The sequence below is a fragment of the Vibrio nigripulchritudo ATCC 27043 genome (assembly GCF_000222685.1).
Taxonomy (GTDB): domain Bacteria; phylum Pseudomonadota; class Gammaproteobacteria; order Enterobacterales; family Vibrionaceae; genus Vibrio; species Vibrio nigripulchritudo.
Window position 1 is genome coordinate 1 of the sequence record NZ_AFWJ01000101.1, and the last position, 25,218, is coordinate 25,218.

The window sequence follows — 25,218 nt, forward strand, 5'->3', positions numbered from 1 at the left end:
ATTTCCTAAAAGCTCTGTAAAAAGCGCTTAGGAAATGGTGGCTACGACGGGATTCGAACCTGTGACCCCATCATTATGAGTGATGTGCTCTAACCAACTGAGCTACGTAGCCATTTTCCAAATTTTTGCTCTCGTTTCTAAGTCGCCTTATCGTCGAGAACGGAGCGCATTATGCGGATATGACCGAAAACCGTCAACAGTTTTTTTTAATAAATTGCAATTTTAGAATTGTTCGGGCTTTTTTTAAGCAAAGAGACGTATTTCTGATCTAAAAGTGCCGTGATTTAAGCACAGACTGAGGTTTATAAAGGTAAGAAATCGGGATTATAGGTATCGCTAACTAAAAAAAGCCAACAAGATTGTTGGCTTTTTGAACACTTTTGCGTTGGATTATTGAAGTAAACGCTTAAACATTGAAGCGGAAGTGAACTACGTCACCATCTTTTACAATGTATTCTTTACCTTCTAAGCGCCATTTACCTGCTTCTTTTGCACCACTTTCACCGTTGTACTGGATGTAATCGTCGTATCCAACCACTTCCGCACGAATGAAGCCTTTTTCGAAGTCAGTATGAATCTTACCAGCTGCCTGAGGCGCGGTTGCACCAACAGGAATGGTCCATGCACGTACTTCTTTAACACCAGCAGTGAAGTAAGTTTGTAGAGTCAGAAGCTCGTAACCTGAACGGATCACTCGGTTCAGACCTGGTTCTTCGATACCCATGTCGGCAAGGAACTCTTCGCGATCTTCATCGTCCAGCTCTGAAAGTTCAGATTCGATAGCCGCACACACAGGCACAACCACGTTGTTTTCTTTTTCTGCAAATTCGCGAACCGCATCAAGATATGGGTTATTTTCAAAGCCGTCTTCGTTTACGTTTGCGATGTACATGGTTGGTTTTAGCGTCAGGAAGTTCAGGTAACCGATCGCAGCCAGCTCTTCTTTTGCTAATTCAACAGTACGAGCCATACCACCTTCAGTCAGAACTGGCAGCAGTTTTTCAAGAACCGTCAGTTCGAACTTCGCGTCTTTGTCGCCACCTTTCGCTTTCTTCGCGTTACGTTGAATAGCACGCTCACAAGAATCCAGGTCAGCCATTGCCAGTTCAAGGTTGATCACTTCGATGTCTTCGATTGGGGATACTTTACCTGCAACGTGAACGATGTTTTCATTCTCAAAACAACGAACTACGTGACCAATCGCATCAGTTTCACGGATGTTTGCCAGGAATTTGTTACCCAGACCTTCACCTTTGGATGCACCTGCAACCAAGCCTGCGATGTCGACAAATTCCATCGTGGTTGGAAGAATTTTCTGAGGGTTAACGATTTTTGCCAGCGCGTCTAGGCGCAGATCAGGAACAGGTACTACGCCTGTGTTTGGCTCGATTGTACAGAACGGGAAGTTTGCTGCTTCGATGCCTGCTTTAGTCAGTGCGTTAAACAGAGTCGATTTACCAACGTTTGGCAAACCAACGATGCCACATTTAAAACCCATGATAGTAACCTTATTCAGCTTTGAACGTGTGTAAGCGATTTTGTGCTTTAGTGAGTCCGTCTTTGAGCAAGATATCTAAGCTGCGAACCGATTCGTCCACCGCTGCATCTATGCATTCTTGCTCTTTGGATGGGGCTTTGCCTAATACATAGCCCGCCACTTTATCTTTGTGCCCCGGATGGCCAATGCCAATCCGAAGGCGATAGAAATCTTTGTTATTGCCTTGTTTACTGATGATGTCTCTCAGACCGTTATGCCCGCCATGACCGCCACCTTTTTTGAATTTAGCCACACCGGGAGGCATGTCGAGTTCATCGTGTGCCACCATGATCTCTTCGGGCTTAATTTGGTAAAACTTGGCAAGTGCCGCAACAGCTTTACCAGACAAGTTCATAAAGGTTGTGGGGATCAGTAAACGGAGATCTTGTCCATCAACCATGATTCGACCAGTGAGTCCGAAAAATTTTGCTTCATTTTTTAGGGTTACGTTGTGTACCCGCGCTAATTCTTCTACTGCCCAAGCCCCTGCATTATGTCGGGTTCTTGCGTATTCTGGACCCGGATTCGCTAATCCAACCAGAAGTTTTATGGTCTGACTCAAGGTAATGGTCTCTCTGCATAATCAAAAAGCGCGCTATGATAGCACACTTCAAACTTGTTAGGCGACAGGATGTCGATTCCCTGTATGTGCAAAGGTTTGAGGGCGATCGATAGATAAAAAAATGCCCCGCATTTGAGCGGGGCATTTTAAAAAGACTGTTCTTAGTTGAACATTGCAGAGATAGACTCTTCATTGCTAATACGACGAATCGCTTCAGCCAGCATGCTAGACAGAGTAAGCTGAGTTACTTTGCCTGTTGCAGCCATTTCTTGAGGCAATTCGATGGAGTCAGTGATGATCACTTGGTCCAGCACTGAATTCGCAATGTTTTCCGCAGCGTTGCCAGAGAATACAGCGTGAGTCGCGTAAGCAAATACTCGCTTAGCACCACGTTGTTTCAAAGCTTCAGCTGCTTTACACAATGTACCGCCAGTGTCGATCATGTCGTCAACGATGACGCAGTCACGACCTTCCACATCACCAATTAGGTTCATTACTTCAGAAACGTTAGCGCGAGGACGACGCTTATCAACGATAGCGATGTCTGTATCGTCCAGAGCTTTTGCCGTTGCACGAGCACGTACAACACCGCCAAGGTCAGGAGAAACGACAACCGGATCTTCCAGACCACGAGCACGCATGTCTTCTAGCAGTACTGGCGTACCGAAGATGTTGTCTACAGGAACATCGAAGAAGCCCTGAATCTGTTCTGCGTGAAGGTCGATAGTAAGAACGCGGTCAACACCAACGTTAGAAAGGAAGTCAGCAACAACTTTAGCAGTGATTGGCACACGAGCAGAACGCACACGACGGTCTTGGCGAGCGTAACCGAAGTAAGGGATAACTGCTGTAATACGGCCCGCTGAAGCACGGCGCATCGCATCAATCATTACCACCAACTCCATTAGGTTGTCGTTGGTTGGTGCACAAGTCGATTGGATGATGAATACATCACTACCACGAACGTTTTCGTTAATTTGGACAGCGACTTCGCCATCTGAAAAACGTGAAACAGTTGCGTCACCTAGTGAGATGTATAGACGATCAGCAATACGTTGGGCTAGTTCAGGTGTAGCGTTACCAGCAAATAGCTTCATATCAGGCACGGTAGAAACCTCAGGTTTGCGTCCAGTTTTAGATAGATTGTGAGTCGGCCGATTGGTACCCGGCCAATCTTTCTTTTAGAGGCGAAAGATTTACGCCTGCAGCCACAAATGCATGTACATCATCTGGTAGCTGAGAGAGCACTGAATTTGCTTCTTTTTTGCTCGAAAATTCGCCAAAAATGCATGATCCGGTGCCCGTCAATCTTGACGGCGCGTATTGTAGCAGCCATGAAAGTTGCTTATCAACCTCAGGATAGAGTATTCGAACGATTTTTTCGCAATCGTTTTCGTATGGTGTGTCAAGAAGCGTTGCCAGATCTCGTTTTGGTGTGTTTCTTGTCAATTGTGGGTGAGTGAAAATGTCGGCTGTGGCAATCGACACATTCGGTCTGATAACCAGATACACTTTTTCTTCTGGCTCAGCGGAATACAACTCTTCTCCGACGCCTTCAGCAAATGCCGCATGACCGCGAACAAATACCGGGACATCAGCCCCCAACGCTAAACCGATATCGGCAAGTTCATCATCGCTTAAATTGGTTTGCCACAGATAGTTCAGAGCCACCAGAGTGGTTGCAGCGTTAGAAGACCCGCCACCAATACCACCACCCATTGGCAATACTTTATCCAGTTCTATATGTGCACCAAGCTGGCATCCTGCTTTCTTTTGCAATGCAGTCGCTGCTTTCCAGATGAGATTGTCTTCAAGAGAAACCCCTTCAATCTCTGGAGTCAGCGTGATTTCGCCTGTCTGATTTGCCTGGATAACCAGTTCGTCACCATGATCGATAAACTGAAATAGCGTCTGTAGCTCATGGTATCCATTCGGGCGCTGACCAGTGATATAGAGGAAAAGGTTCAGTTTGGCGGGAGAAGGCCAAGTAGTTTTGCGAGAAATCATTGAGAAACAATCCATTTCGAAACGGCGATTTTTATTTTTGTCTGGTCTTGTTTAAGGGTCAGGCTAGAGGGCAGGACATATCCGCTCTCTTCGGTATAACGGTTGAAAGTCATGTCCCACGGTTGTCCGTTGATCTGCTTAGAGAGGATGCTAAGCGTATTGGACTCGTTCAGTTCATAGTAATCTGCGCCAAAAGGTGAACCTTTAACCCATTCACTTAACTGGTCAACAGGAATACTCAGCCCTGTAAGCCTGTGCACAAGAATATTGCTACTGACATGACGAAATGTTTCACCTTCATGGTTCACAACGGTAGCACCTGTTTCGTCAACGGTGAGGAGCAGAGCGGTTTGCCCTAGTAAGGTTGTCAGGCGGAGTTCTTCGGAGTCTGGACTTTTTTTCCAATAGAAATTCAGGCTTTGACGTCTATCTTTTCCGATGTAAGCCATTTTCCCTGTGAGTGCATAGTTTTGCAGGGTTTCCAGTTTTTCCTGATGGTTAACCCAGTCGACCGGCTTGTCTGATACCTCGGGTAATGTGGTACAGGCGCTTAAAAACAAGGTAAAAAGTAAGGTCAGGAAGGCACGTGCCTTAAAAAAAGATAAAAGGCGCATAGCAGTAGGTGAATGGAATGAATTAGTCAAACTTTGCTCCACGTAACACTGATTCGGCGCTCACTATACCATTTTATTAACAGAGTGTTTAAATCCCCCCTTTAAATAGGTGCTTCCATAAAGTAAAATTCCAACTCTTACAGTATTTTCGGACAGAGATCTCTCACTACATGTCTTTGCTTGCCATTGGTATCAATCACAATACGGCCTCAGTCGAATTGCGAGAAAAGATCGCTTTTTCTCCCGACAAACTGACTCAGGCACTATCTGAGATTGCTAACCGAGCGAGCATCAACGGCGGCGTGATCCTATCAACCTGTAACCGCACTGAAATTTACTGCGATGTTAAAAACGCGGGGAAAGGTCAGATAATCGACTGGTTAACTGACTTCCATGGTGTTGGATCTGCCGATCTGATGCCTAGCCTTTATATCCACGAAGAACAGTCTGCCATCAAGCACTTGATGAGGGTGGCTTGTGGTTTGGATTCCCTTGTTTTAGGTGAACCGCAGATTCTGGGGCAGGTAAAGCAGGCGTTTTCGGATGCCAGAGATGGTAAAGCCGTCGATGCAACGATGGAGAAGCTGTTCCAAAAAGCTTTTTCTGTTGCTAAGCGAGTGCGTACCGAAACGGAAATCGGTGGAAATGCCGTTTCCGTTGCTTATGCCGCATGTACGTTAGCCAAGCATATCTTCGAATCGATTGAAGATACGACTGCCTTGCTTGTAGGTGCGGGCGAGACCATTGAACTGGTTGCAAAACACCTGGACGGGCATGGCTGTCGCAACATGATAGTGGCCAACCGGACGCGAGAACGTGCTCAGACGTTAGCGGATGATTTCGGTGCATCAGTGATCAGTCTGCCGGAAATACCGGATCATTTGCCGAAAGCCGATATTGTTATCAGCTCCACAGCAAGCCCCCTGCCGATCATAGGGAAAGGAATGGTAGAAACGGCTTTAAAAGCCCGCAGGCATCAGCCTATGCTGATTGTAGATATCGCGGTGCCCAGAGATGTAGAAGCTCAAGTTTCTGAATTGGACGATGCCTATTTATATACAGTGGATGATCTTCAATCTATTGTTGATAAGAACATAGAGCAGCGCAAAGTCGAAGCCATTCAGGCGGAAGCGATAGTCGCAGAAGAGAGCGCGTCATTCATGACATGGCTGCGTTCATTGCAAGCAGTAGACAGTATTCGTGATTACCGTGATTCAGCCAACTCCATCCGAGAGGAGCTGTTAACAAGAAGCCTGCAATCGCTCGCATCTGGTGGTGACCCAGAAAAAATTCTTGTTGAATTGAGCAACAAACTGACAAACAAGTTAATTCACGCTCCCACTCGTGCTCTGCAAAGTGCCGCTGAACAAGGTGAGCCAGCGAAACTAACAGTGATAAGAGAGAGTCTCGGTCTCGATGACTCCTAACATTATTTAAAGAATATTATGAAATCTTCAATTTTGACCAAGCTTCAAACGCTGGTAGAGCGTTACGAAGAAGTCCAGCATTTGCTTGGCGATCCTGAAATCATTGGTGATCAGGACAAATTCCGTGCCCTTTCTAAAGAGTATTCTCAACTGGAAGAAGTGACTAAGTGCTTCCAGTCGTACCAGCAAGCGCAAGACGATCTTGAAGCCGCAGAAGAGATGGCGAAAGAAGACGATGCAGAAATGCGCGAAATGGCGCAGGAAGAAATCAAAGAAGCGAAAGCATCAATTGAGCGTCTGGCGGATGAACTTCAGATTCTGCTTCTTCCAAAAGATCCAAACGATGACCGTAACTGCTTCCTTGAAATCCGCGCCGGTGCGGGTGGTGATGAAGCGGGTATCTTTGCTGGCGACTTATTCCGCATGTACAGCAAATACGCGGAAAAGCGCGGCTGGCGTGTAGAAGTCGTGAACTCTAACGAGTCAGAACACGGCGGTTACAAAGAGATGATTGCCAAAGTGGTTGGTGATGGCGCATACGGTGTATTGAAATTTGAATCTGGTGGTCACCGTGTTCAACGTGTACCAGAAACCGAGTCTCAAGGTCGTGTTCATACGTCTGCGTGTACAGTTGCCATCATGGCAGAAATCCCAGAAGCGGAGATTCCTGAAATCAAAGCGGCTGATCTGAAAATCGATACCTTCCGCGCATCTGGTGCGGGTGGTCAGCACGTTAACACCACCGATTCAGCAATCCGTATTACGCACTTGCCAACGGGTACAGTGGTAGAGTGTCAGGATGAGCGTTCTCAGCACAAGAACAAAGCAAAAGCGATGTCGGTACTGGCTGCACGTATCATTCAGGCGGAAGAAGCCAAACGTGCTGAAGAAGAATCCACAACGCGTCGTAACCTTCTAGGTTCTGGTGACCGTAGTGACCGAATTCGTACTTACAACTACCCTCAGGGTCGTGTATCTGATCACCGAATCAACCTGACTATCTACCGTTTAAACGAAGTGATGGAAGGGGATATGCAGTCTCTGGTTGATCCTGTAATTCAGGAACATCAGGCGGATCAGTTAGCAGCATTGGCTGAGCAAAACTAAATCTTTTTTATGCCATTAAGTATTGAAGACACATTAAAGGCGGCAACGGAAAAGCTGATAGAAAGCGGCAGCGAATCGCCGTCTTTGGACGCGGCTGTTCTGCTTTGCCATGCTTTGGATAAGCCTCGAAGCTACCTTTTAACCTGGCCAGAAAAGTTACTCACCCCTGAACAGGACAAAGACTTTGTATCGCTATTGGAAAGACGTCAGAACGGAGAACCCGTAGCATACATTGTCGGTGAGCGAGAATTTTGGTCATTGCCGCTTAAAGTGTCTCCTTCAACGCTGATCCCTCGTCCAGACACCGAGAGGCTGGTAGAGCTGGCGTTAGAAAAGATACCGTCCACATCAGGTTCTGTATTGGATCTTGGTACCGGAACGGGGGCCATTGCTTTGGCGATAGCGAGCGAGCTGCCCAGCCATAACATTGTCGGTGTCGACATTCGTGAAGAAGCAAAAACATTGGCAACGGAAAATGCTCAGCAGTTAAATCTCGGAAATGCCTCATTTCTTCAGGGAAGTTGGTTTTCGCCTGTCTCCGAAGGAACGAAATTTGCTTGTATAGTGAGTAACCCTCCCTATATTGACGCTTGCGATCCACACCTTAAGCAAGGCGATGTTCGGTTTGAACCGCTGAGTGCGTTGGTTGCAGACGAGAAGGGAATGGCGGATCTCAGCTATATCGCAACACATGCCCAAAGCTATCTTGAGCAAGATGGCTGGCTCCTTATGGAGCATGGTTATGAGCAAGGGAAAGCTGTGCGGGATGTGCTGGAATCACTGGGGTATTCAGACGTTGCCACTGAAAAAGATTATGCAGGTAATGATCGGGTCACACTTGGTCGTTATCAATCTTAATGCGGAATGATCCGCTCACCAAACATATAGAAAACCATTATGTACGTAGCGCTAAAACATTTTCATATGCTTACCATCGCGATCAGTGCTTTGCTATTCGTGATTCGGTATGCGCTGATGGTGGCGAAGTCGCCAGTGCTGGAAAACAAGTTTCTGAAGATTTCACCGCATGTTAACGACACCTTGCTGTTGCTTTCTGGCATCGGATTGGTTGCTATCACAGGGTTTGTGCCATTCACCCCTGCGGGATTGTGGCTCACAGAAAAAATAACTTGTGTGTTGGCGTACATCGCCCTTGGTTTTTTTGCATTAAAATTAGGTAAGAACCAACTGCTGAGAGCGTTTGCTTTTTTTGGCGCGCTAGGCTGGTTGGCTATGGCAGGGAAACTTGCTGTGACAAAAGTGCCGTTATTTTTAGGTTAAATCATGTTTAATCTGTTCGACGAAGACTTAGACAATATGACGTTGGTTGAAGGGGCATTGGCGCTAAACGTTGCCGTAGACCCGGAAACTAATGTGCAATGGGCGAATCTGGAATTGGATCGCCTGTTGAAAGAAGCCGAACTGGAGCTTAGCCATGAAGTCAATGAGCAAGCGAAGTTCGATGCGTTTTTGCGTCTTTTTTATTGCCAGTGGCAGTTTGAAGGCGATAGCGAAGCGTATTTTGCGAGTGAAAATGCGTTCATCGATAAAGTGTTAGAACGCCGAAAGGGCATTCCAGTCAGCTTGGGAGCATTGCTTTTGTTTTTTGGGCAGAAGCTTGGGTTTCCGATTGATGGGGTAACCTTTCCGACCCAATTCTTAGTGAAAGTGAGCTGGCATGGCGAAACGGCAAAATACATCAATCCGTTCAATGGTGAGTATGTCAGTGAACAAACGCTTAGCGCGTGGTTGATTGGTCATGATGGACCGCTTGCCAAAATTACACCTGAACACCTTGCGACAGCTGATCACCCAACCGTTATTGGTCGCTGGCTAGCCCTGATCAAGTCGGCTATGTTGCGTGAAGAGCGTTACACGTTAGCGCTTAATTGTACCGACCTGGCTTTGACTTTCGTACCAGATGACCCTTATGAAATTCGAGATCGCGGGTTTATCTACCAGCAGCTAGATTGTCATCAGGTCGCTGTGACTGACTACCAGTTTTTCATCGATCAGTGTCCAGATGACCCTGGTGCTGAACTGCTCAAGGCTCAGGTTAACAGCATGAGCGAAACCCGAATTACGATTCACTAGACGAGACATTCAAATGGAACATAAAACCGTCAGAATTGGCGATCTTGAGGTCGCTAACGATAAACCGTTTACACTTTTTGCGGGCATGAATGTCCTTGAATCTCGCGATCTAGCGATGCAAATCTGTGAACATTACGTGGAAGTGACTCAGAAACTGGGCATTCCTTACGTATTTAAAGCGTCTTTTGATAAAGCCAACCGTTCTTCCATCAATTCGTACCGTGGTCCGGGTATGGAAGAAGGCATGAAGATTTTCCAGGAACTGAAAGACACTTTTGGCGTGAAAATCATCACAGACATTCATACTGAAGAGCAGGCGCAACCTGTATCAGAAGTGGTGGACGTGATTCAGCTTCCGGCTTTCTTAGCTCGTCAGACAGACCTGGTTCACGCTATGGCGAAAACGGGTGCCGTGATCAACGTGAAGAAACCTCAATTCATGAGTCCGGGGCAGGTAGGCAACATCGTCGACAAGTTTGAAGAAAGCGGTAACGATCAGATCATTTTATGTGAGCGTGGTTCTTGCCATGGTTACGACAACCTAGTCGTGGACATGCTGGGCTTTGGTGTTATGAAAAAGGCGTCGAAAGGCAGCCCAATCATCTTCGACGTGACTCATGCATTGCAAATGCGAGATCCTTCTGGTGCGGCTTCTGGTGGTCGTCGTGAGCAAACCGTTGAGTTGGCAAAAGCGGGCTTAGCGACAGGCATTGCAGGTTTGTTTATTGAGGCGCATCCGAACCCAGAAAAAGCATTGTGTGATGGTCCATCAGCATTGCCACTAGACAAGCTGGAACCTTTCTTGGCGCAAATGAAAGCGTTGGATGACCTGATCAAAGGTTTCAAGCACATTCAAATCGATTAACACTGTCTCTAATTCAGAGCTGTGGTTAATTATTGAAAACGGGCTTTTTAGCCCGTTTTTTTATGCCTGTTTTCTATTCACAATGTTTATTCATTCTGGCAATGCAGCCGCCATTAGGGTGATTTTGAATTGAAAACGCCCAACCGTAGCTTTCGCAAAGCCGTCTTACGATAAGAAGCCCGAGCCCATGTTCTGTCGTCGTATTTCCCATTAATCCGGTTCCGGTATCCTGAACTGAGATTTCACTGTGATTAATCGCTACGTTGATTTCACCAGATTCGGTATGCCGGACCGCATTATCCACAAGATTTTTAAGAATCATTGACAACACAGAAGGGGGCAGATTAGTCGATGTGCCTTTTGGCGCGTGGATTTGGATATCAAGATTCGGATTGGCGTTTTGGTAGTCTTCCAAAGCAAAACTCGCTTCTGAAACACCATATTCCTTGCCTGTATCCCCGGCATTTTCTTGCTTAACAATACTCAGCAACACTTCAACAGTGGCTTGCATCTCTTTTGCAGATTTTATAATGCGACCACGCTGTTTCTCTCGAAAATCATGATCCTCTTTCATCCCTTGCAGGTTAGCGGCTCCAAGGATGATGGCGATAGGGGTTTTCAGCTCATGGCTGGCGTATTTGGCAAACATCAGCTCCTGCTTGGCTACTCGCTCCTTCATTTCTGAAAACTGATTCAGCTTCTCGGTAAGTTGTTCCAATTCCAGAATTGAGTCGTTTGACAGGGTAAATCGCTGTTTTCCTTCGACACTGAGTTGGTTACTCAATTCGGATATTGGGCGCATAATCACCCTAAACATCTTCTTCAATGAGAGTTGGAGAACCAACACCAGAATGCCAGTAAACACCATAGAAATGATAAAGATGAAATCCCAGGACTCATCGCCAAAGTCTTTGGCGTTGACCGCAATGGTCATAAACAGCGGAACCTCTTTTCCGTCGGGACCAAGGAATCGGGTATGAAAAATAAAATAGCCCTCATTAAAAATGTTTCGATTGGAGGATATTTCATCTACCGGGAAGGGCATGAGGGAGCGGATCTCTTTGGGAAGAGCTGTCTCACTGAAATAGGCGTTGATAAACGGGCTGACTTTCTCAAATTTTTTGGGTTGGTCCTGATATCTCTCTATCGCCAGTTCTTTAAACGACTCTAAGTGAACGGCGGTGTGTCTGTCTTCACTTAAAATCAGATACGCCGCTAAAGAGAGGTAAATCAGCGCGGTCAAACCAAAAGCAATGAAGCTGTATGAGCGTATAAGCTTGCGTTTTATGTCACTGATGGAAAGAGCTTGCATCACTTTTCCAATCTTAGCCCAACTTTGGGAACGGTTGTCAGAAGCGGGCGTTCAAAGGGTTTGTCGACCACATTCCTCAGAAGATAAAGATGGCTTCTGAGCACGTCATTGTCTGGAATATCCTCTTTCCATATTTCATGAATCAGACTTTCGCGAGTGACAATCTCCGGGGCTGCTTTCACCAGTTTAACCAAAATTTGGTACATGACTGGGGTAAGAGAAAGCAGAGTGCCAGAACGGTAAACCTGATGAGTAGACTGATCGATAGTGATTTCACCGAACGAAAGCTGATTACTGGCAACTTCACCGCGATAGCGTTTTATTAATGCCGCCAAGCGTACTTCGAGTTCATCAAAATCAAAAGGTTTGGTGATGAAATCGTCGACCCCATTTTGATAACCATTGAGCAGATCTTCTTTGCTGTTGAGTGCCGTTAACATTAAAACGGGAAGGTCATTGCCTGCGTTACGCAATTCCTTAATGACCTGAATACCGTCTTTTTTAGGCATCATGACATCGAGGATTACTGCGTCGAAACGGCATTCAGTGGCGAGCTGAATTCCTTGTTCGCCGTCGGATGCAAAATCGACATCTGCCCCTTTAACTTCAAGAAAATCTGCCAGAATGCCTTGGAGTTCAATGTTGTCTTCAACGATCAATATCTTCTTATCTTTCAGCATCTTCTGTCGCTCTTTTTTTCATCTATGCACAGTGTAGCAACTTCGTGTCGAATTTATGTCGAAATCTGACTTTCACAAAACTTCGACATAGCTGCCTGCAGACTTTCCTCATCAATTAGGAGAGGCAAGTTATGAAAATTGGCAAATCCCTATTCGTTGCCACTGCGTTGAGTGGTGTATCGATTCAAATCAGTGCATTGGAATTGTTGGGGCAGGTTCAGCTTATTGACCCCGTCCATTTAGTGTCGCAGGTCAGCGGTGTGCTGGAAAAGGTGGACGGTCAGGTAGGTGAAAGCGTCCAGTCTGGGAATAAATTGACGACGATACAGGCATTCGATTATGAGTTAGCTGTAAAGAAACAAGCAGCTAACTTGGCGTTAGCCAAAGCGGATATGACCATCAAGCAATCCGTTTATCAGCGTTATCAGACTTTAAAGAAAAAGAAGAGTCTGTCCCAGAATGAGCTGGATGTGGCAAAGGCGAATATGGATTCTGCGAGCGCAACGGTGGAGCTCGCCCGCATTCAACTTACTGAAGCCAAAAACAGTTTAGAAGACACGGTGGTCGTTTCGACGATAGACGGCATCATCACTCAGCGACATGTCGAGAGTGGAGTCTGGGTTGAGCGCGGAACACCGTTATTTCAATTGGCGAACATCGATACCGTTCGCATTCGTTTCTTTGCCAGTCAGTATGATCTGGATGAGCTGCGTATTGGCATGCCAGTCGAGCTTTGGTTGGAAGGGAGCAGAGATGAAAAAGTGACAGCTCGCATTGAGCGCATCGGCATTCAACCTGATGACCAATCCAAGTCTTATCCGGTTTTTGTCAGCATTGACAACATCGATCATGTCTACAGACCCGGTATGACGGTGTACGCATCCACTCAAAGCCCAAGTGCAAAGGGGGAGTAGATGAAAGGTTTCATTCATTATTTTGCTTCTCGCCCTATGGTGGCAAGAGTGATCACCATGATGGTTCTGCTGGTGGGAGTTGGCTCTGCCAGTATTGTAAAACTGCAGGAACTACCGGATGTAGCATTTGCTGAGGTAACCATCACCACTCAGTACCCCGGCGCGTCTGCTCAGGATGTCGAGCTCAATATTACCAATCGGATAGAAAAAGAACTCAGAAGTGTTCAGGGGTTGAGAAAGTTTACTTCCTCTTCGGTTGAAGGCATGTCGGAGATAACGCTGGAACTGGATGAAAGCAGCAGCCTGACAAAAGTGGTGAGCGATATTCAGCAAGCGGTTGACCGAACTAGCGGGCTGCCAAAGGACATTTCAGCGCCCCCATTGGTGGAACAAGTCAGCACCTCTTCCTTTGAAGTTCTTCGCTTTGGTGTTGTGACAGACAAAAGCTATTCAGAACTCCAGCCCTACGTTCGGGACTTGGAAAAGCAACTTCGTACCTTACCGGGTATTGGCTCTGTCAACATGAATGGGTTCCGCGAACGGGAATTCTGGATTGAAGTCGATCCGGTTAAAGCCAACCGATACCGCTTATCGCTGGATCAAATCATCAGTGCGGTGAAGAGTCGAAACCTGTCGCAGTCTGGTGGTGTTGTCGAATCCTGGAACAGCGATCAGCGAATTGTGACGCTCACTCAAATCCAGTCGGTTAAGGAGCTTGAAAACACCATAATAGCGTCACTTCCCAGCGGAGAGATTATCAGAGTAAAAGACGTTGGATCGGTCAAAGACGATTTTGAGCGCAGTACTCAGGTCAGTGTTATCAACGGTGAACAGGGGGTGCTGTTTACGCTATCGAAAAGTGCTCATGCCGACATTAAAGCTACTATTACGGGCGTATTGGCATTTCTGGATAGACAGTCACAACAGACCAACGGAGAGTTTCGCTTTCCTGTTGCCCTGAATTTGGCGGACGACATGTCATCCAAATTTTCCATTGTGTCTGTCAATGGTGGCGTCGGATTGCTTCTGGTGCTGTTGGTGCTCAGCCTGATTTTAAAGCGTCAGGTGGCGTTTTGGGTATCGGTGTCTATTCCGTTTAGCGTGCTTGGGGTAGTTATTTTGCTGCCCGCTTATGGGATGAACCTAGACAGTATAACGCTCGCCGCCATGCTATTAGTGATTGGTATTATCGTAGACGACTCCGTGATTGTGGCTGAAAGCGTGTATCGCGAATACCAACGAGGGAAGAGCGGCTTGGAAGCGGCAATTGCTGGCACGCAGAAGGTCATTAAACCCATTATTGCCAGCCTGACCACCACTGCGCTGGTGTTCATTCCCATGTTCTTTATTCCCGGTACGTTAGGCAAAGCCGTGGTGGTGATTCCTATAACAGTGATAACCGCTCTGCTTTTCTCACTGGCAGAATGTACTTTTACTTTGCCTGCTCATTTGGCTTCTTCACTCGAAAAAGAGGGGCTGAAAAAAAGCAAACCAGACAAATTTAACACCTTAACGGATCAATACCAAAAGCTACTTAGCGGCAGTCTAAACCACAAGAAGAAAGTACTGGGTTTGTCTGTTGTTGTACTTGGCATAGGAAGTTTTCTGGTGACTTTCATGAAGCTGGATTTCTTTCCTGCTCAGGCGGCTAAGTACATTGAAGTGTATACCGAAGTTGTGCCAGGAACGCCAAATGACCAGCTTCGTCAGCAGCATGAATCGCTCGAAAAAGCGATTCAAAACCTTCCGGAGTCGGAACTCAGTAGCTATCAAATGACCTACGGTTCGCCGGTTAGCCGCGGTCAGATTAACCTGACGGACTTTGACCAGAGAAGCCGAACAGCAGATCAAATCAGCGATGCACTTTTGGATGAGTTGAACTCGGACAAAAAGCTGGAGTTTGTGAAATTCAGTGTGGATGCTGGAGGACCGCCACCGGGAGAACCTGTCGAGATACGAGTGATAGGAAATGAGCAGGTTGAACGTGAGCACGCGGTTTCACTGGTTCAGTCCTGGATGCAGGAGCACCAAGGGCTGGATACGGTGACGAATAGCGAAAGTTTGAAAGACACACAGCTAAAAATTATTCCTCAGCATGAGTGGCTAGCCCGTTATAACCTGACTGTTCAGGATCTGGCGAGCACGTTACGTATTGCTTTCGATGGAGAACAGGTCACGTCAACTTGGCTGGCGGATGAAGAGGTGAATCTCAGAGTCATTCTGACGAAGGAGTATCGAAATCTGCAAAAACTCAGCACCACTAAGATTTACACCGCAAATTGTGAGCAAGTGCCATTGAGTCGCCTTGCAACTGTTGAGCAGTATGATTCTCCAAGAGAAATACTGCATTACAATGGCGACAGGCAAATCATGGTTACCGCGCAGATTATCGATGAGAACCTGACACCAGACGAAATTTCGTCGAATATTGCCCGAGATTTAGCCGACAAAGTTGGTGACTCTGTGATTCTGGATATTGGTGGCGAAGCTGAATCTACCAATGAGACATTCGGCGGTATCTTGATTGCCTTCCCTGCGGCTTTACTTGGGATCTATTTTGTTCTGGTGATCATGTTTAATTCTATGTTGCAGCCACTACTGGTGATGTCAGTCATTCCATTTGCGCTGGTGGCATCGTTAATGGCGCTGTTGGTTCATCTTCAGGATATCTCTCTGTTCGCACTTATCGGAGCGCTGGGGATGATGGGGGTAGTGGTCAACAACACCTTGGTGCTCATCAATCAAATCAACGTGTTAAGAGAGCAGGGCTACGCAAGCTATGACGCAGTGATTGAAGCTGCAAGCAGCCGGCTAAGACCAATACTTCTCACATCCATTACAACGGTAGTAGGCTTGATTCCTCTGGTGTACGGTCTGGGGGGAACTGACGTGTACATGGGACCCATGTCCCTGACTCTTGGATATGGATTGTTGTTCTCCTTACCCGTTGTACTGTTCGTGGTGCCTTGTCTCTACCTGCTTTGCTTTGGTCGTTCTCAGTCGAGCGACTCCAGACAATGAAGTTTCGACTGAAAAGAAAAACGGGCTGATTAGCCCGTTTTATCGAAAGGTTTAAAGCCGTTAAAGCTTAAAGCGTGACACTTCTTGGTAGAGCTCGCCAGAAATGCTGTTCAGCTCAGAAGCCTGAGCGCTTGCATCCTGTGCCTGATTTGCCAACGCTTGCGAAACGTCTTTCACCTCATTGGTGTTGCGAGTAATTTCTGCGGTTACGAGCGACTGTTCTTCTGCCGCTGCCGCAATCTGGCTTGCCATGTCGTTAATCAAGTTGGCAGATTGGGTAATGCGCTGCAAACTTTCTGAAGCGATACGGGCATCATTCACTGCTTTTTCTGCATTCCCCTGACTGGTTTGCATGGATGACACCGCACGTTGCGTGGTGCTTTGCAAGGTTTCGATATTGCGGTTAATTTCGCCAGTCGCATCGTGTGTTCTCTGACTTAATACGCGAACTTCATCGGCAACTACTGCAAAGCCTCGACCTTGCTCGCCTGCACGTGCCGCTTCAATCGCCGCGTTCAGTGCCAGCAGGTTAGTTTGCTCTGCGATTTCCTGAATGGTCGACAGGATGCTGCTTATTTCCTGCGCGTGCTGCTCAAGTTCCTCAATTACGTTTGTTGCATCACTGATGTCGGAAGCCAGAGACAGAATCGATTCTTGGCTATTCAGGACCTCACGTTCACCCTGATTAGAAATCTCAACCGTCGCCGCACCCTCGCGCGCGGTATTTTCTGCATTGTTTGCGATTTCTTGAGTCGCGCTCGACATCTCTGTAACGGCTGTCGCCACCATATTGATCTCCTGTTGCTGGTGATCAATACGCTGCGCGTTGTCATCTGCATGACGAGAGGTCATATCCGCCTGACTGGATAACTGTGTCGAGTAGTTATGAATGTTAGACACCAACTGGTGCATTTTTTCAGTGAACTTGTTGAAGTTCGATGCCAGTTGTCCCACTTCGTCATTCGACTGAATGGCAATGCGCTGAGTCAGGTCGCCATCACCTTCCGAGATCTCTTCCAGAGCTTTGCTGACTTGGGTAAGCCCTTTCAACTGGAAAGAAACCATCCACCAGATAATAAACAGCACAGCCAGTGCAACGGCAACACCAGTCAAGATAAGCTGTTGCAGCAGCGCGTCGTGGTTGGCTTCTTCAGTTGCGCGATCCATCTCTAGTGCGAAAATCCAGTCACTGTTAGGAACCGATGCAAAGTAAAGCAGCTTTTCAGCACCATTGCGGACAGAGATTTCAATACGCTGATTGTTTGAAGCTGCCGCGATATCGCTGTTCGACAATGTCGGAACATAGCGACTGAAAGGGGTCATCAGAAGTGACTTGGTAGGGTGTGACAAGATGGTGCCTTCTTCATTCAGCATCATTGCAAATGCATTGTCACCAACCTGATAGCTATTGATGTTCTTTTGAATGGACTCAAGCTTCAGATCTGCCCCCAGAACACCAATCATCTGCCCGTTGGCGTACACCGGAGTAGAGATGGTCAGCATCGTGTGACCTTGCTGAGCACCCACATAAGGCTTGGATACGATGGTTTTTCTTTGGCTGGACGCCTGTTTAAACCAGTCTCGGCTTCGACCATCGAAGTCTGGGTAAGGAGTAGAAGAACCTGCTAGGTATACATCGCCATTCATCTGTGCAAAGAACACTTCGTCAAATTTGCCTGCTATTTTCGCTTGAGGCATCGCAACGATTGCTTGTTCCAGAGAAGTGACGGTTGCGGTGGCATCCACCACATCCATGTGAGACACCAGCCAGTATTCCAGAGACTCTACAGCGGTATTCGATAAGCTTATTGCGCGGTTGTAAACACCGTGACGCGTTTGCTCAAAAAGGATAGATGAAGCCCGCCAAGTCAGTATTGAAGTGATTATCGAAATACAAACGAGTACGGAAAGTGTGATCTTGACTTTAAGAGATAAGTTTCTAGCTGAAGTAATCATAACTGCCTAGTTTTGAACATAAGATTTACTTTATGGTATGTTGTGCGAAAAGTATCCTAGTTACTCGACGAATACAAGATAAAAGGACGAAAATTACACGCTATTTAATTATCTCACAGGTAAACGTTTGCTTGTGATCAGAAAAGTAATGCTGTGTAAGCGTGGCGTTTTGTTACACATATAGAACCTGATTTGGGTGATCTATCCATCATAAATATGAAATACAGATGTTTGTTTTCTTTGGTTACTTTAAACTCCTTCAAGTTTTTATGATTTAAGCGACAAGTTCGCTTGATTTCGCATCAATTTCGATGCCGCTGGACTCCTACTAATTTAAAAAGGTTATAACAATGAAGGAACGCCTAAGTTTGAAGGCTGCAATTGGCGCAGCATTACTTGCGACTTTTTCTGTTTGTGCAACTGCATCAACATGGGAAGAGGACACAACTTACAAGCTTACGGTTTTGCACACCAATGACCACCACGGTCGTTTCTGGCAGAACAAATACGGTGAGTATGGTATGGCTGCTCGTAAGACGTTGATCGATGAGCTTCGCTCTGAGATTCGTGCAGAAGGAGGAAGCGTACTGCTGCTTTCTGGTGGTGACATCAACACTGGTGTTCCTGAATCTGACCTACAAGACGCAGAACCTGATTTTAAAGGCATGAAAATGCTGGGTTACGATGCAATGGCTCTGGGTAACCACGAATTCGATAACCCATTAGAAGTGCTTGAAAAGCAAATTAAATGGGGCGGATTCCCGATGCTTTCTGCCAACATCTACGACAAAGAAACAGGCAAGCGTAAGTATCAGGCATACCATATGTTTGAAAAGCAGGGCATCAAAATTGCGGTTATCGGTCTTACAACAGAAGACACTGCGAAAATCGGTAACCCTGAATACATCAGTGGTTTGGATTTCCGCGATCCTAAAGTGGAAGCGAAAAAGCTGATTGCCGAACTGGAAAAGTCTGAAAAACCTGATCTTATTTTTGCAGTTACGCACATGGGGCACTACGAAAATGGCAACCGTGGTATCAATGCGCCGGGCGACGTTGCTTTGGCACGCTACCTCGATGAAGGCTCCCTGGATATGATCGTAGGCGGTCACTCTCAGGAGCCTGTTTGCATGGAAGGTCCAAACGTTGCGAAGAAGAAGTTCAAACCTTCTGACGAGTGTAAGCCAGACCAGCAAAACGGCACCTGGATCGTGCAAGCTCACGAGTGGGGTAAATACGTTGGTCGTGCAGACTTTGAATTCCGTAACGGCGAGCTAGAAATGGTCAGCTACGATCTGATTCCAGTTAACCTGAAAAAGAAAGTGAAGGTTGATGGTAAGAAGAAACGCGTGCTGATCGAGAAAGAAATCCCACAAGATCCAGAAGTATTGGCATTCCTGCAACCTTACCAAGAAAAAGGTCAGGCAGAGCTGAATGTTAAGATCGCCCAAACCAACGGCAAACTGGAAGGTGACCGTAACGTCGTACGTTTCCAGCAAACGAATCTTGGTCGCCTGATTGCAACGGCGCACATGCAGCGTGCTAAAGCTGACTTCGCTGTGATGAACTCCGGTGGTGTTCGTGACTCGATTGAAGAAGGTGCGGTTACATACAAAGATGTACTGACGGTTCAACCATTCGCAAACATTCTGACTTACACCGACATGAGTGGTGCAGAGGTTCTGGATTATCTAAACGTTGTGGCGACTAAGCCAGTTGATTCAGGTGCGTACGCTCAGTTTGCTGGTATTTCTATGACTGTAGAAAATGGCAAAGTAAGCAACGTTAAGATCGGTGGTCAGCCGCTCGATAAAGCGAAAACTTACCGCTTCACAGTACCGAGCTACAACGCGGCTGGTGGTGATGGTTACCCTAAATTGTCGGGTCACCCAGGTCACGTGAACACCGGTTTTGTTGATGCAGAAGTTCTGAAAGACTACTTGGAAAACAACAGCCCAATCGACGTGAACGCATACCAGCCGAAAGGTGAAATGGTATACAAGTAATTGACCTGCTGAGGTAATTACGATTTGATAAAGGCGGAGCAGTTGCTCCGCTTTTTTGTCTTTACTGGAAATCCATCGTTATGACACCAGCCATCAACCTTGCCAAAAAGAAGAAAACCCCTCACAAGGTGCACCAATACAAACACGATCCCAATAACCAGAATTTCGGGCTTGAAGCGGTTGAAGCACTGGGACAGGATCCGAACTGTGTATTTAAAACTTTACTGTTTTGTCTGGATGGGCAAGACAAAAATCTCGCGGTTGCGGTCATTCCTGTGAATGAAAAACTGAACCTGAAACTGGCAGCCAAAGCAGCAAAAGGGAAAAAAGCGGAAATGGCTGATCCCAACATCGCTCAGAAAACCACGGGATACATCGTAGGGGGTATCAGCCCGCTCGGACAAAAGAAAGCCCTGCCAACCTTCATTCACTCTTCTGCTCTCACACTAGAAACCATGTGCGTCAGTGCGGGTAAGCGAGGTTTAGAAATCGAGCTCGCCCCAAACGATCTTGCCACATTGTGCCGAGCTCAATTTGTCGACCTGTGTTTATCAACTGAATAACGTATTTACTTCTTCACCTGAAACAAAAAAGCTCCGTCAAATGACGAAGCATTCAAAAGTGGTTGGTGAAGAGGGATTCGATGCGACTGGGCTGCCAGCCCCCGACCGAAATGCGTCGCGAATACACACTTCTCTAAAACGAAAAAAGCCTCGTCCGAAGACAAGGCTTTAAAATGTGGTCGTTGAAGAGGGATTCGATGCGACTGGGCTTCCAGCCCCCGACTCAAATGCGTCGCGAATACAGACTTCTCCAAAACGAAAAAAGCCTCGTCCGAAGACAAGGCTTTAAAATATGGTCGGTGAGAGGGATCCGATGCGACTGGGCTTCCAGCTCCCGATCCGAATGCGTCGCGAATATAGATTCCTCTATAACGAAAAAAGCTCCGTCAAATGACGAAGCTTTCGAAAGTGGTCGGTGAAGAGGGATTCGATGCGACTGGGCTTTCAGCCCTCGACTCAAATGCGTCGCAAATCCAGTTTTCTTTAAAACGAAAAAAGCCTCGTCCGAAGACAAGGCTTTAAAATATGGTCGGTGAAGAGGGATTCGAACCCCCGACCCTCTGGTCCCAAACCAGATGCGCTACCAAGCTGCGCTATTCACCGATTGTTCTTGGCGTTTTCACTCTCAAGGGTCGGACCCTCTGGTCCCGCTATTCCTAAGAGCCGGAGATGCGCTACCAAGCCACGCTATTCACCGAAAATCTCAAGGCTTTGCCTCAAGACGGATGCGTATAATACGGTTTCTGACGGCAGACGCAAGTGATTTTCCTAATAAATCCCAACTTATTGATTGTTTGGTTAGATGATGCGCAAATATTGGTAATCTGTGACTAAAAACACATCGCTATAAACAAAATTATTACGTCGGAATTACAGTTGATCTAGATCAGTGCTTAAAGAGTAATCGAGTATTAACGTTAACCTTGTCTTTCAACACTGACGGAGGAAACATGGACTTTTGGCTAGATCTCCTATTTGGTAATGCTGTAGGGCTGTCTTCAATGATAGTAATATTCGGCGCAATTGGTCTGATGCTGTTTTTCGGCACCTTCTTCGTCTACAAAGTATTGAATGACAAATCTCCTCACTAGATCGCTTAGCAATTAACTAAATTGCACCGAAGAAAGTTCCATGCTTTCTTCGGTTTTTCTTTTCTCTAAACACTGCATAAAAACGAATCTTGAGGTTATAATCCGGCTATGTAGTTCATGATGCATTCGAGATGACCCCATGTCTCAAGATGACGATTTAGATCTCTTCCAGCAAATGATGAGTGATGTCACACCAATCAAACATGACACCGCAATCCATGAGAAGAAACACCAGGTAACAGACGCCCAACTTGCTAAACGCGAAGCGGCGATGTCTCTGTCGGAAGATGACCCAGAATATCTTTCAATAGACCATGCTCCTATGCTTAAACCCGATGACCTGGTTGAATACCAGAAACCGGGTGTTCAGGATGGCGTTTACCGCAAATTGAGATTAGGCAAGTACCCGATTCAGGCAAGACTAGACTTACACAAAAAGTCGCTAAAAGAAGCGCGTGATGAAGTGGTTAAGTTTTTAAGGCAGTGCCAGAGAATGGATATCCGCACTGTCGTGATTGTTCATGGGAAAGGAGAGCGCTCTAATCCTCCTGCATTGATGAAAAGTTACGTGGTGAACTGGCTTTCTCAAATCAAAGAGGTGATGTGCTTTCATAGTGCTCAGCGTTTTCATGGTGGCACGGGTGCCCTCTATGTGATGCTGAAGAAAAGTGCAGAAAAGAAGCTGGAAAATCGCGAACGCCATCAAAAGCGCATGAGCTAAAACCATTGAGTATTTCTTCACACCGACTGTCATCCGTTGTGAAACGTTAACAAAGAGAAAAAACAGACTATGTCGCAGACACCTGAAGCTAAAAGGCTGAATAAATTTATTAGTGAAACCGGGTATTGTTCCCGACGTGAAGCGGACAAACTGATCGAACAGGGAAGAGTGACCATCAACGGCAGTTTGCCTGAGATGGGGGTAAAAGTTCTGCCTACCGATGACGTATTGATCGACGGTAATCCCCTGCGCCAGAAAGAGAAATCGATCTATATCGCTTTGAATAAACCAACGGGGATCACCTGTACAACGGAGCGCCACATTGAAGGCAATATTGTGGATTTTGTTGGGCACCGGAAGCGTATTTTCCCTATTGGTCGCCTGGATAAACCGTCTGACGGGCTTATATTTCTGACAAACGATGGCGACATCGTAAATAAAATTCTGCGTGCGGGTAACTCTCATGAAAAAGAGTACGTGGTACGAGTCGACAAACCCATCACCCAAGAGTTTTTGGACAAGATGGCAAGCGGTGTTGAAATTCTCGATACGGTGACTTTGCCATGTAAAATTACCAAAGAAACCAAGTTTTCTTTCCGTATTGTTTTGACTCAAGGTCTGAACCGACAAATCCGCCGTATGTGTGAAGCTTTGGGTTATGAGGTATTTAAACTCAGACGCGTTCGCATCATGAATATTTCGCTCGACGGCATTCCTAACGGAAAGTGGCGTTACCTGACGGACGATGAGGTAGCGGATATTCATCGTTTGTGTGAAGGTTCGGTAGGCACAGAAGAGGCTTCCCGAACAGACGGTAAAGGTCAAAAGATCGATAAAGCAACGGACGCTAAGCTATTCGACCACCGTCAGAAAGAAAAATTCGAACCTAAGAAGTTTAAGACGTTTAAAGGAAAAGGCACTGACTTCAAACGTCGACCATCAAAAGGGAATGGTGAAGGTTCCGCTCAAAACAAGCACGAACGTACAGGTAAACCTAAAAACCGAACAGAGAACAATTCGGGTGGAAAGAGCAGACCCTTTAAAGTACGAAAGCCAACAGGAAAAACTCTGGGTTAGATGAAGTCTGAATTAGTATAGATGAAGGAAGGCGCAAGCCTTCCTTTTTAACATCTTACGGGAGTGGAAGTAGAAAGCTGTGATACTTTCCAGCCGCTTTGACTCAGTAAATCCAGTACATTCTCTTTGCCTAAAAGGTGAAGAGTACCTACCACAACGGTGTACTGCCCTTCTTTTGATAGCAACTTGCCACTGTTAATTTGTGTTACCCAGTCGCGGTTACGATCGTAAAGCAAAATATCCAGAATACTCTCGTCATATTCGCCATCCTGAAGAAGCTGCATCAGTCTGTTTTTGTCACCCGTTTTCCAGGCATCAATCTGGCAATGAAATTCGTCATTAGACGTGTCCCAATGCAGTAGAGTTTCCTTCAATAAATGTTCGCCGTTATTTGGCAGTGTATTAAGAAAGCCCAATTGCTGGCTTGCGGTTTCAAGTGGCAGTATTGGCTTTTCTTGCTTTATTGCTTCGTTGGTTAACACATAATCTACCCCGTCAGCCGGGTTGTAACCAAGACGCTGAAAATTTGCCATTTGTAGTGAAAGTGCAGACAACCAAGGAGGAGAACTCAGGATTTGAGCGTCTGGAAGCCCTAAACTTGAAGCTATCTCGGCTACCTTTTCTGATTGTTTGGCATCCAGAACATCGGATGTTTTTAATTTTGAAACTGGGAAGCTGGAGCCACTCGGTGGCTTATTGAGGTCGATTTCAACTATCAAACCTTCGCTCTGTTTCAAAAACTCTGAAACAGATTTAGGCAGTGGGTACATACTCTTATCACCCACGTGAATTGAGCCAATAACAAGCAGTTCATACCCATCTTTTTGAACCTTCCAGAATAGAGGCTCCTGAGCTTTGAGAGTCAGCGGGAAGAATAGAAATAATGCGATGGCGAGTCGTTTAGCCAATGAAAGAGACATGGAGCTCTCCTGATCGTCTGTAATTGTTATTCTGCGTTTCTTATTAACATCTTTCCAGAAAGCGAAACGCTCTGTTGAAACATCATATTCCAACAGAGCGAGAGTTTACAGACTACGAAATCACTAAATTAGCAATCGCTTAGAATTTGTAGCCGATACCTGCGTAAAACGTTGTGGATTCAGCAATAACCTTCTTCGCACCAGCTTTAACCGTAAACTGTTCCATGATGTCGTAACCAATTTCAGCACCGTAAGTGAGTCCGAAACCGTCAGAGAATGGCTTTTGAGATACTTTGATGGTTTGACCCATGATCTTAGCTGAAGCTTCTACTTTTCCATCAACCATTACGTATGCACCACCTACTGGTGTTGCCAGGTATAGGTTTCCTAGGTACAGCTTAGGCTTTAGGTTGAAGTTCACAGAAGACACATTGATGTCAGACTTTGCGCTGATGCTACCCATGTTTGCTGAATATTCCACGCCGCTTTGCTTAAGGTATTCAACCTCTGCACCCAGTGCGAAATACTCACTTGTACGAGCTTCATATCCGCCTTGAACAGCAAAGCCCATACCTTTGTTCTTTGCTTTGAAATTGGTAATTGCATCGTAGTTACTTTTCGCGATATCAGCACCTACATAGAAATTACCTTCTGCCATAGCTGATGCGGAACTTACTGATATTAATACAGTTAGTGCAATTTTTTTCATCTTAATCCTCGTTGAAAGATGGGTTTCTAAATCGC

General features: G+C 46.2%; 23 protein-coding genes and 2 tRNA genes. 13 read left to right on the top strand and 12 right to left on the bottom strand.

What is annotated here, in order from left to right:
- Positions 1–35: 35 nt before the first annotated feature.
- From RH89_RS09835 to lolB, 6 genes are all read right to left on the bottom strand, one after another.
- Positions 36–112 (bottom strand) — tRNA-Met (locus RH89_RS09835).
- Between the two features lie 294 nt (positions 113–406).
- Entirely contained in the window at positions 407–1,498 is a 1,092-nt protein-coding gene (gene ychF, locus RH89_RS09840; RefSeq protein ID WP_004401503.1) for a redox-regulated ATPase YchF, read from the bottom strand.
- A gap of 10 nt (positions 1,499–1,508) precedes the next feature.
- A complete protein-coding gene (pth, locus tag RH89_RS09845; RefSeq protein ID WP_004401504.1) occupies positions 1,509–2,099 on the bottom strand; it encodes an aminoacyl-tRNA hydrolase in 591 nt (196 codons plus the stop codon).
- Between the two features lie 161 nt (positions 2,100–2,260).
- A complete protein-coding gene (locus RH89_RS09850) occupies positions 2,261–3,205 on the bottom strand; it encodes a ribose-phosphate pyrophosphokinase (protein WP_004401505.1) in 945 nt (314 codons plus the stop codon).
- Positions 3,206–3,233: 28 nt separating this feature from the next.
- Positions 3,234–4,106, bottom strand: a complete 873-nt coding sequence (ispE, locus tag RH89_RS09855; protein ID WP_004401506.1) for a 4-(cytidine 5'-diphospho)-2-C-methyl-D-erythritol kinase — start codon at positions 4,104–4,106, stop codon at positions 3,234–3,236.
- Complete coding sequence (lolB, locus tag RH89_RS09860; protein ID WP_004401507.1) at positions 4,103–4,750, bottom strand: lipoprotein insertase outer membrane protein LolB; 648 nt, start codon at positions 4,748–4,750, stop codon at positions 4,103–4,105. Before lolB ends, ispE begins: the two co-directional genes overlap by 4 nt.
- A 140-nt stretch (positions 4,751–4,890) precedes the next feature.
- Between lolB and hemA the strand changes: the two genes are divergently transcribed.
- From hemA to kdsA, 6 genes are read left to right on the top strand one after another with little or no spacing between them, the layout of a single operon-like run.
- Positions 4,891–6,147 carry a glutamyl-tRNA reductase gene (gene hemA / locus RH89_RS09865; protein ID WP_004401508.1) on the top strand — a complete coding sequence of 419 codons (1,257 nt, stop codon included), beginning with the start codon at positions 4,891–4,893 and terminating at the stop codon, positions 6,145–6,147.
- 18 nt (positions 6,148–6,165) lie between these two features.
- Complete coding sequence (gene prfA / locus RH89_RS09870) at positions 6,166–7,254, top strand: peptide chain release factor 1 (protein WP_004401509.1); 1,089 nt, start codon at positions 6,166–6,168, stop codon at positions 7,252–7,254.
- Between the two features lie 9 nt (positions 7,255–7,263).
- Positions 7,264–8,112 carry a peptide chain release factor N(5)-glutamine methyltransferase gene (prmC, locus tag RH89_RS09875; protein ID WP_004401510.1) on the top strand — a complete coding sequence of 283 codons (849 nt, stop codon included), beginning with the start codon at positions 7,264–7,266 and terminating at the stop codon, positions 8,110–8,112.
- Between the two features lie 39 nt (positions 8,113–8,151).
- Positions 8,152–8,535: a SirB2 family protein gene (locus RH89_RS09880; protein ID WP_004401511.1), complete on the top strand. Its 384-nt coding sequence runs from the start codon at positions 8,152–8,154 to the stop codon at positions 8,533–8,535.
- 3 nt (positions 8,536–8,538) lie between these two features.
- Positions 8,539–9,348, top strand: coding sequence for a SirB1 family protein (locus RH89_RS09885; protein ID WP_004401512.1), 810 nt, complete (start codon positions 8,539–8,541; stop codon positions 9,346–9,348).
- A gap of 13 nt (positions 9,349–9,361) precedes the next feature.
- Complete coding sequence (gene kdsA / locus RH89_RS09890) at positions 9,362–10,213, top strand: 3-deoxy-8-phosphooctulonate synthase (protein WP_004401513.1); 852 nt, start codon at positions 9,362–9,364, stop codon at positions 10,211–10,213.
- Positions 10,214–10,286: 73 nt separating this feature from the next.
- Here the strand turns inward: kdsA and RH89_RS09895 are convergent, their stop codons facing one another.
- Positions 10,287–11,525 (bottom strand): sensor histidine kinase, encoded by a 1,239-nt coding sequence (locus RH89_RS09895; protein WP_004401514.1) that lies wholly within the window; start codon positions 11,523–11,525, stop codon positions 10,287–10,289.
- The gene (locus tag RH89_RS09900) at positions 11,525–12,205 is read right to left on the bottom strand and encodes a response regulator transcription factor (protein ID WP_004401515.1); all 681 of its coding nucleotides are present in this window, start codon (positions 12,203–12,205) and stop codon (positions 11,525–11,527) included. Before RH89_RS09900 ends, RH89_RS09895 begins: the two co-directional genes overlap by 1 nt.
- 131 nt (positions 12,206–12,336) lie before the next feature.
- Between RH89_RS09900 and RH89_RS09905 the strand changes: the two genes are divergently transcribed.
- Together RH89_RS09905 and RH89_RS09910 are read left to right on the top strand one after the other, a co-directional pair.
- A complete protein-coding gene (locus RH89_RS09905; protein ID WP_004401516.1) occupies positions 12,337–13,119 on the top strand; it encodes an efflux RND transporter periplasmic adaptor subunit in 783 nt (260 codons plus the stop codon).
- On the top strand, positions 13,120–16,140 hold the full coding sequence (locus RH89_RS09910) for an efflux RND transporter permease subunit (RefSeq protein ID WP_004401517.1): 3,021 nt from the start codon (positions 13,120–13,122) through the stop codon (positions 16,138–16,140).
- Between the two features lie 60 nt (positions 16,141–16,200).
- Here the strand turns inward: RH89_RS09910 and RH89_RS09915 are convergent, their stop codons facing one another.
- On the bottom strand, positions 16,201–18,096 hold the full coding sequence (locus tag RH89_RS09915) for a methyl-accepting chemotaxis protein (RefSeq protein WP_038145485.1): 1,896 nt from the start codon (positions 18,094–18,096) through the stop codon (positions 16,201–16,203).
- 350 nt (positions 18,097–18,446) lie between these two features.
- Between RH89_RS09915 and ushA the strand changes: the two genes are divergently transcribed.
- Both ushA and ybaK read left to right on the top strand, forming a co-directional pair.
- Positions 18,447–20,102 (top strand): bifunctional UDP-sugar hydrolase/5'-nucleotidase UshA, encoded by a 1,656-nt coding sequence (gene ushA, locus RH89_RS09920; protein WP_004401519.1) that lies wholly within the window; start codon positions 18,447–18,449, stop codon positions 20,100–20,102.
- Between the two features lie 80 nt (positions 20,103–20,182).
- Positions 20,183–20,665: a Cys-tRNA(Pro) deacylase gene (gene ybaK / locus RH89_RS09925; protein WP_004401520.1), complete on the top strand. Its 483-nt coding sequence runs from the start codon at positions 20,183–20,185 to the stop codon at positions 20,663–20,665.
- Positions 20,666–21,191: 526 nt separating this feature from the next.
- Here the strand turns inward: ybaK and RH89_RS09930 are convergent.
- Positions 21,192–21,268 (bottom strand) — tRNA-Pro (locus RH89_RS09930).
- Between the two features lie 347 nt (positions 21,269–21,615).
- Between RH89_RS09930 and RH89_RS29195 the strand changes: the two genes are divergently transcribed.
- From RH89_RS29195 to rluF, 3 genes are all read left to right on the top strand, one after another.
- On the top strand, positions 21,616–21,756 hold the full coding sequence (locus tag RH89_RS29195) for a DUF3149 domain-containing protein (RefSeq protein WP_004401522.1): 141 nt from the start codon (positions 21,616–21,618) through the stop codon (positions 21,754–21,756).
- 139 nt (positions 21,757–21,895) lie between these two features.
- Positions 21,896–22,477, top strand: coding sequence for a DNA endonuclease SmrA (smrA, locus tag RH89_RS09940; protein WP_004401523.1), 582 nt, complete (start codon positions 21,896–21,898; stop codon positions 22,475–22,477).
- A gap of 69 nt (positions 22,478–22,546) precedes the next feature.
- The gene (rluF, locus tag RH89_RS09945; protein WP_004401524.1) at positions 22,547–23,554 is read left to right on the top strand and encodes a 23S rRNA pseudouridine(2604) synthase RluF; all 1,008 of its coding nucleotides are present in this window, start codon (positions 22,547–22,549) and stop codon (positions 23,552–23,554) included.
- 47 nt (positions 23,555–23,601) lie between these two features.
- Here the strand turns inward: rluF and RH89_RS09950 are convergent, their stop codons facing one another.
- The gene (locus RH89_RS09950; RefSeq protein WP_004401525.1) at positions 23,602–24,474 is read right to left on the bottom strand and encodes a TraB/GumN family protein; all 873 of its coding nucleotides are present in this window, start codon (positions 24,472–24,474) and stop codon (positions 23,602–23,604) included.
- A gap of 139 nt (positions 24,475–24,613) precedes the next feature.
- On the bottom strand, positions 24,614–25,183 hold the full coding sequence (locus RH89_RS09955) for an outer membrane beta-barrel protein (RefSeq protein WP_004401526.1): 570 nt from the start codon (positions 25,181–25,183) through the stop codon (positions 24,614–24,616).
- Positions 25,184–25,218 lie beyond the last annotated feature (35 nt).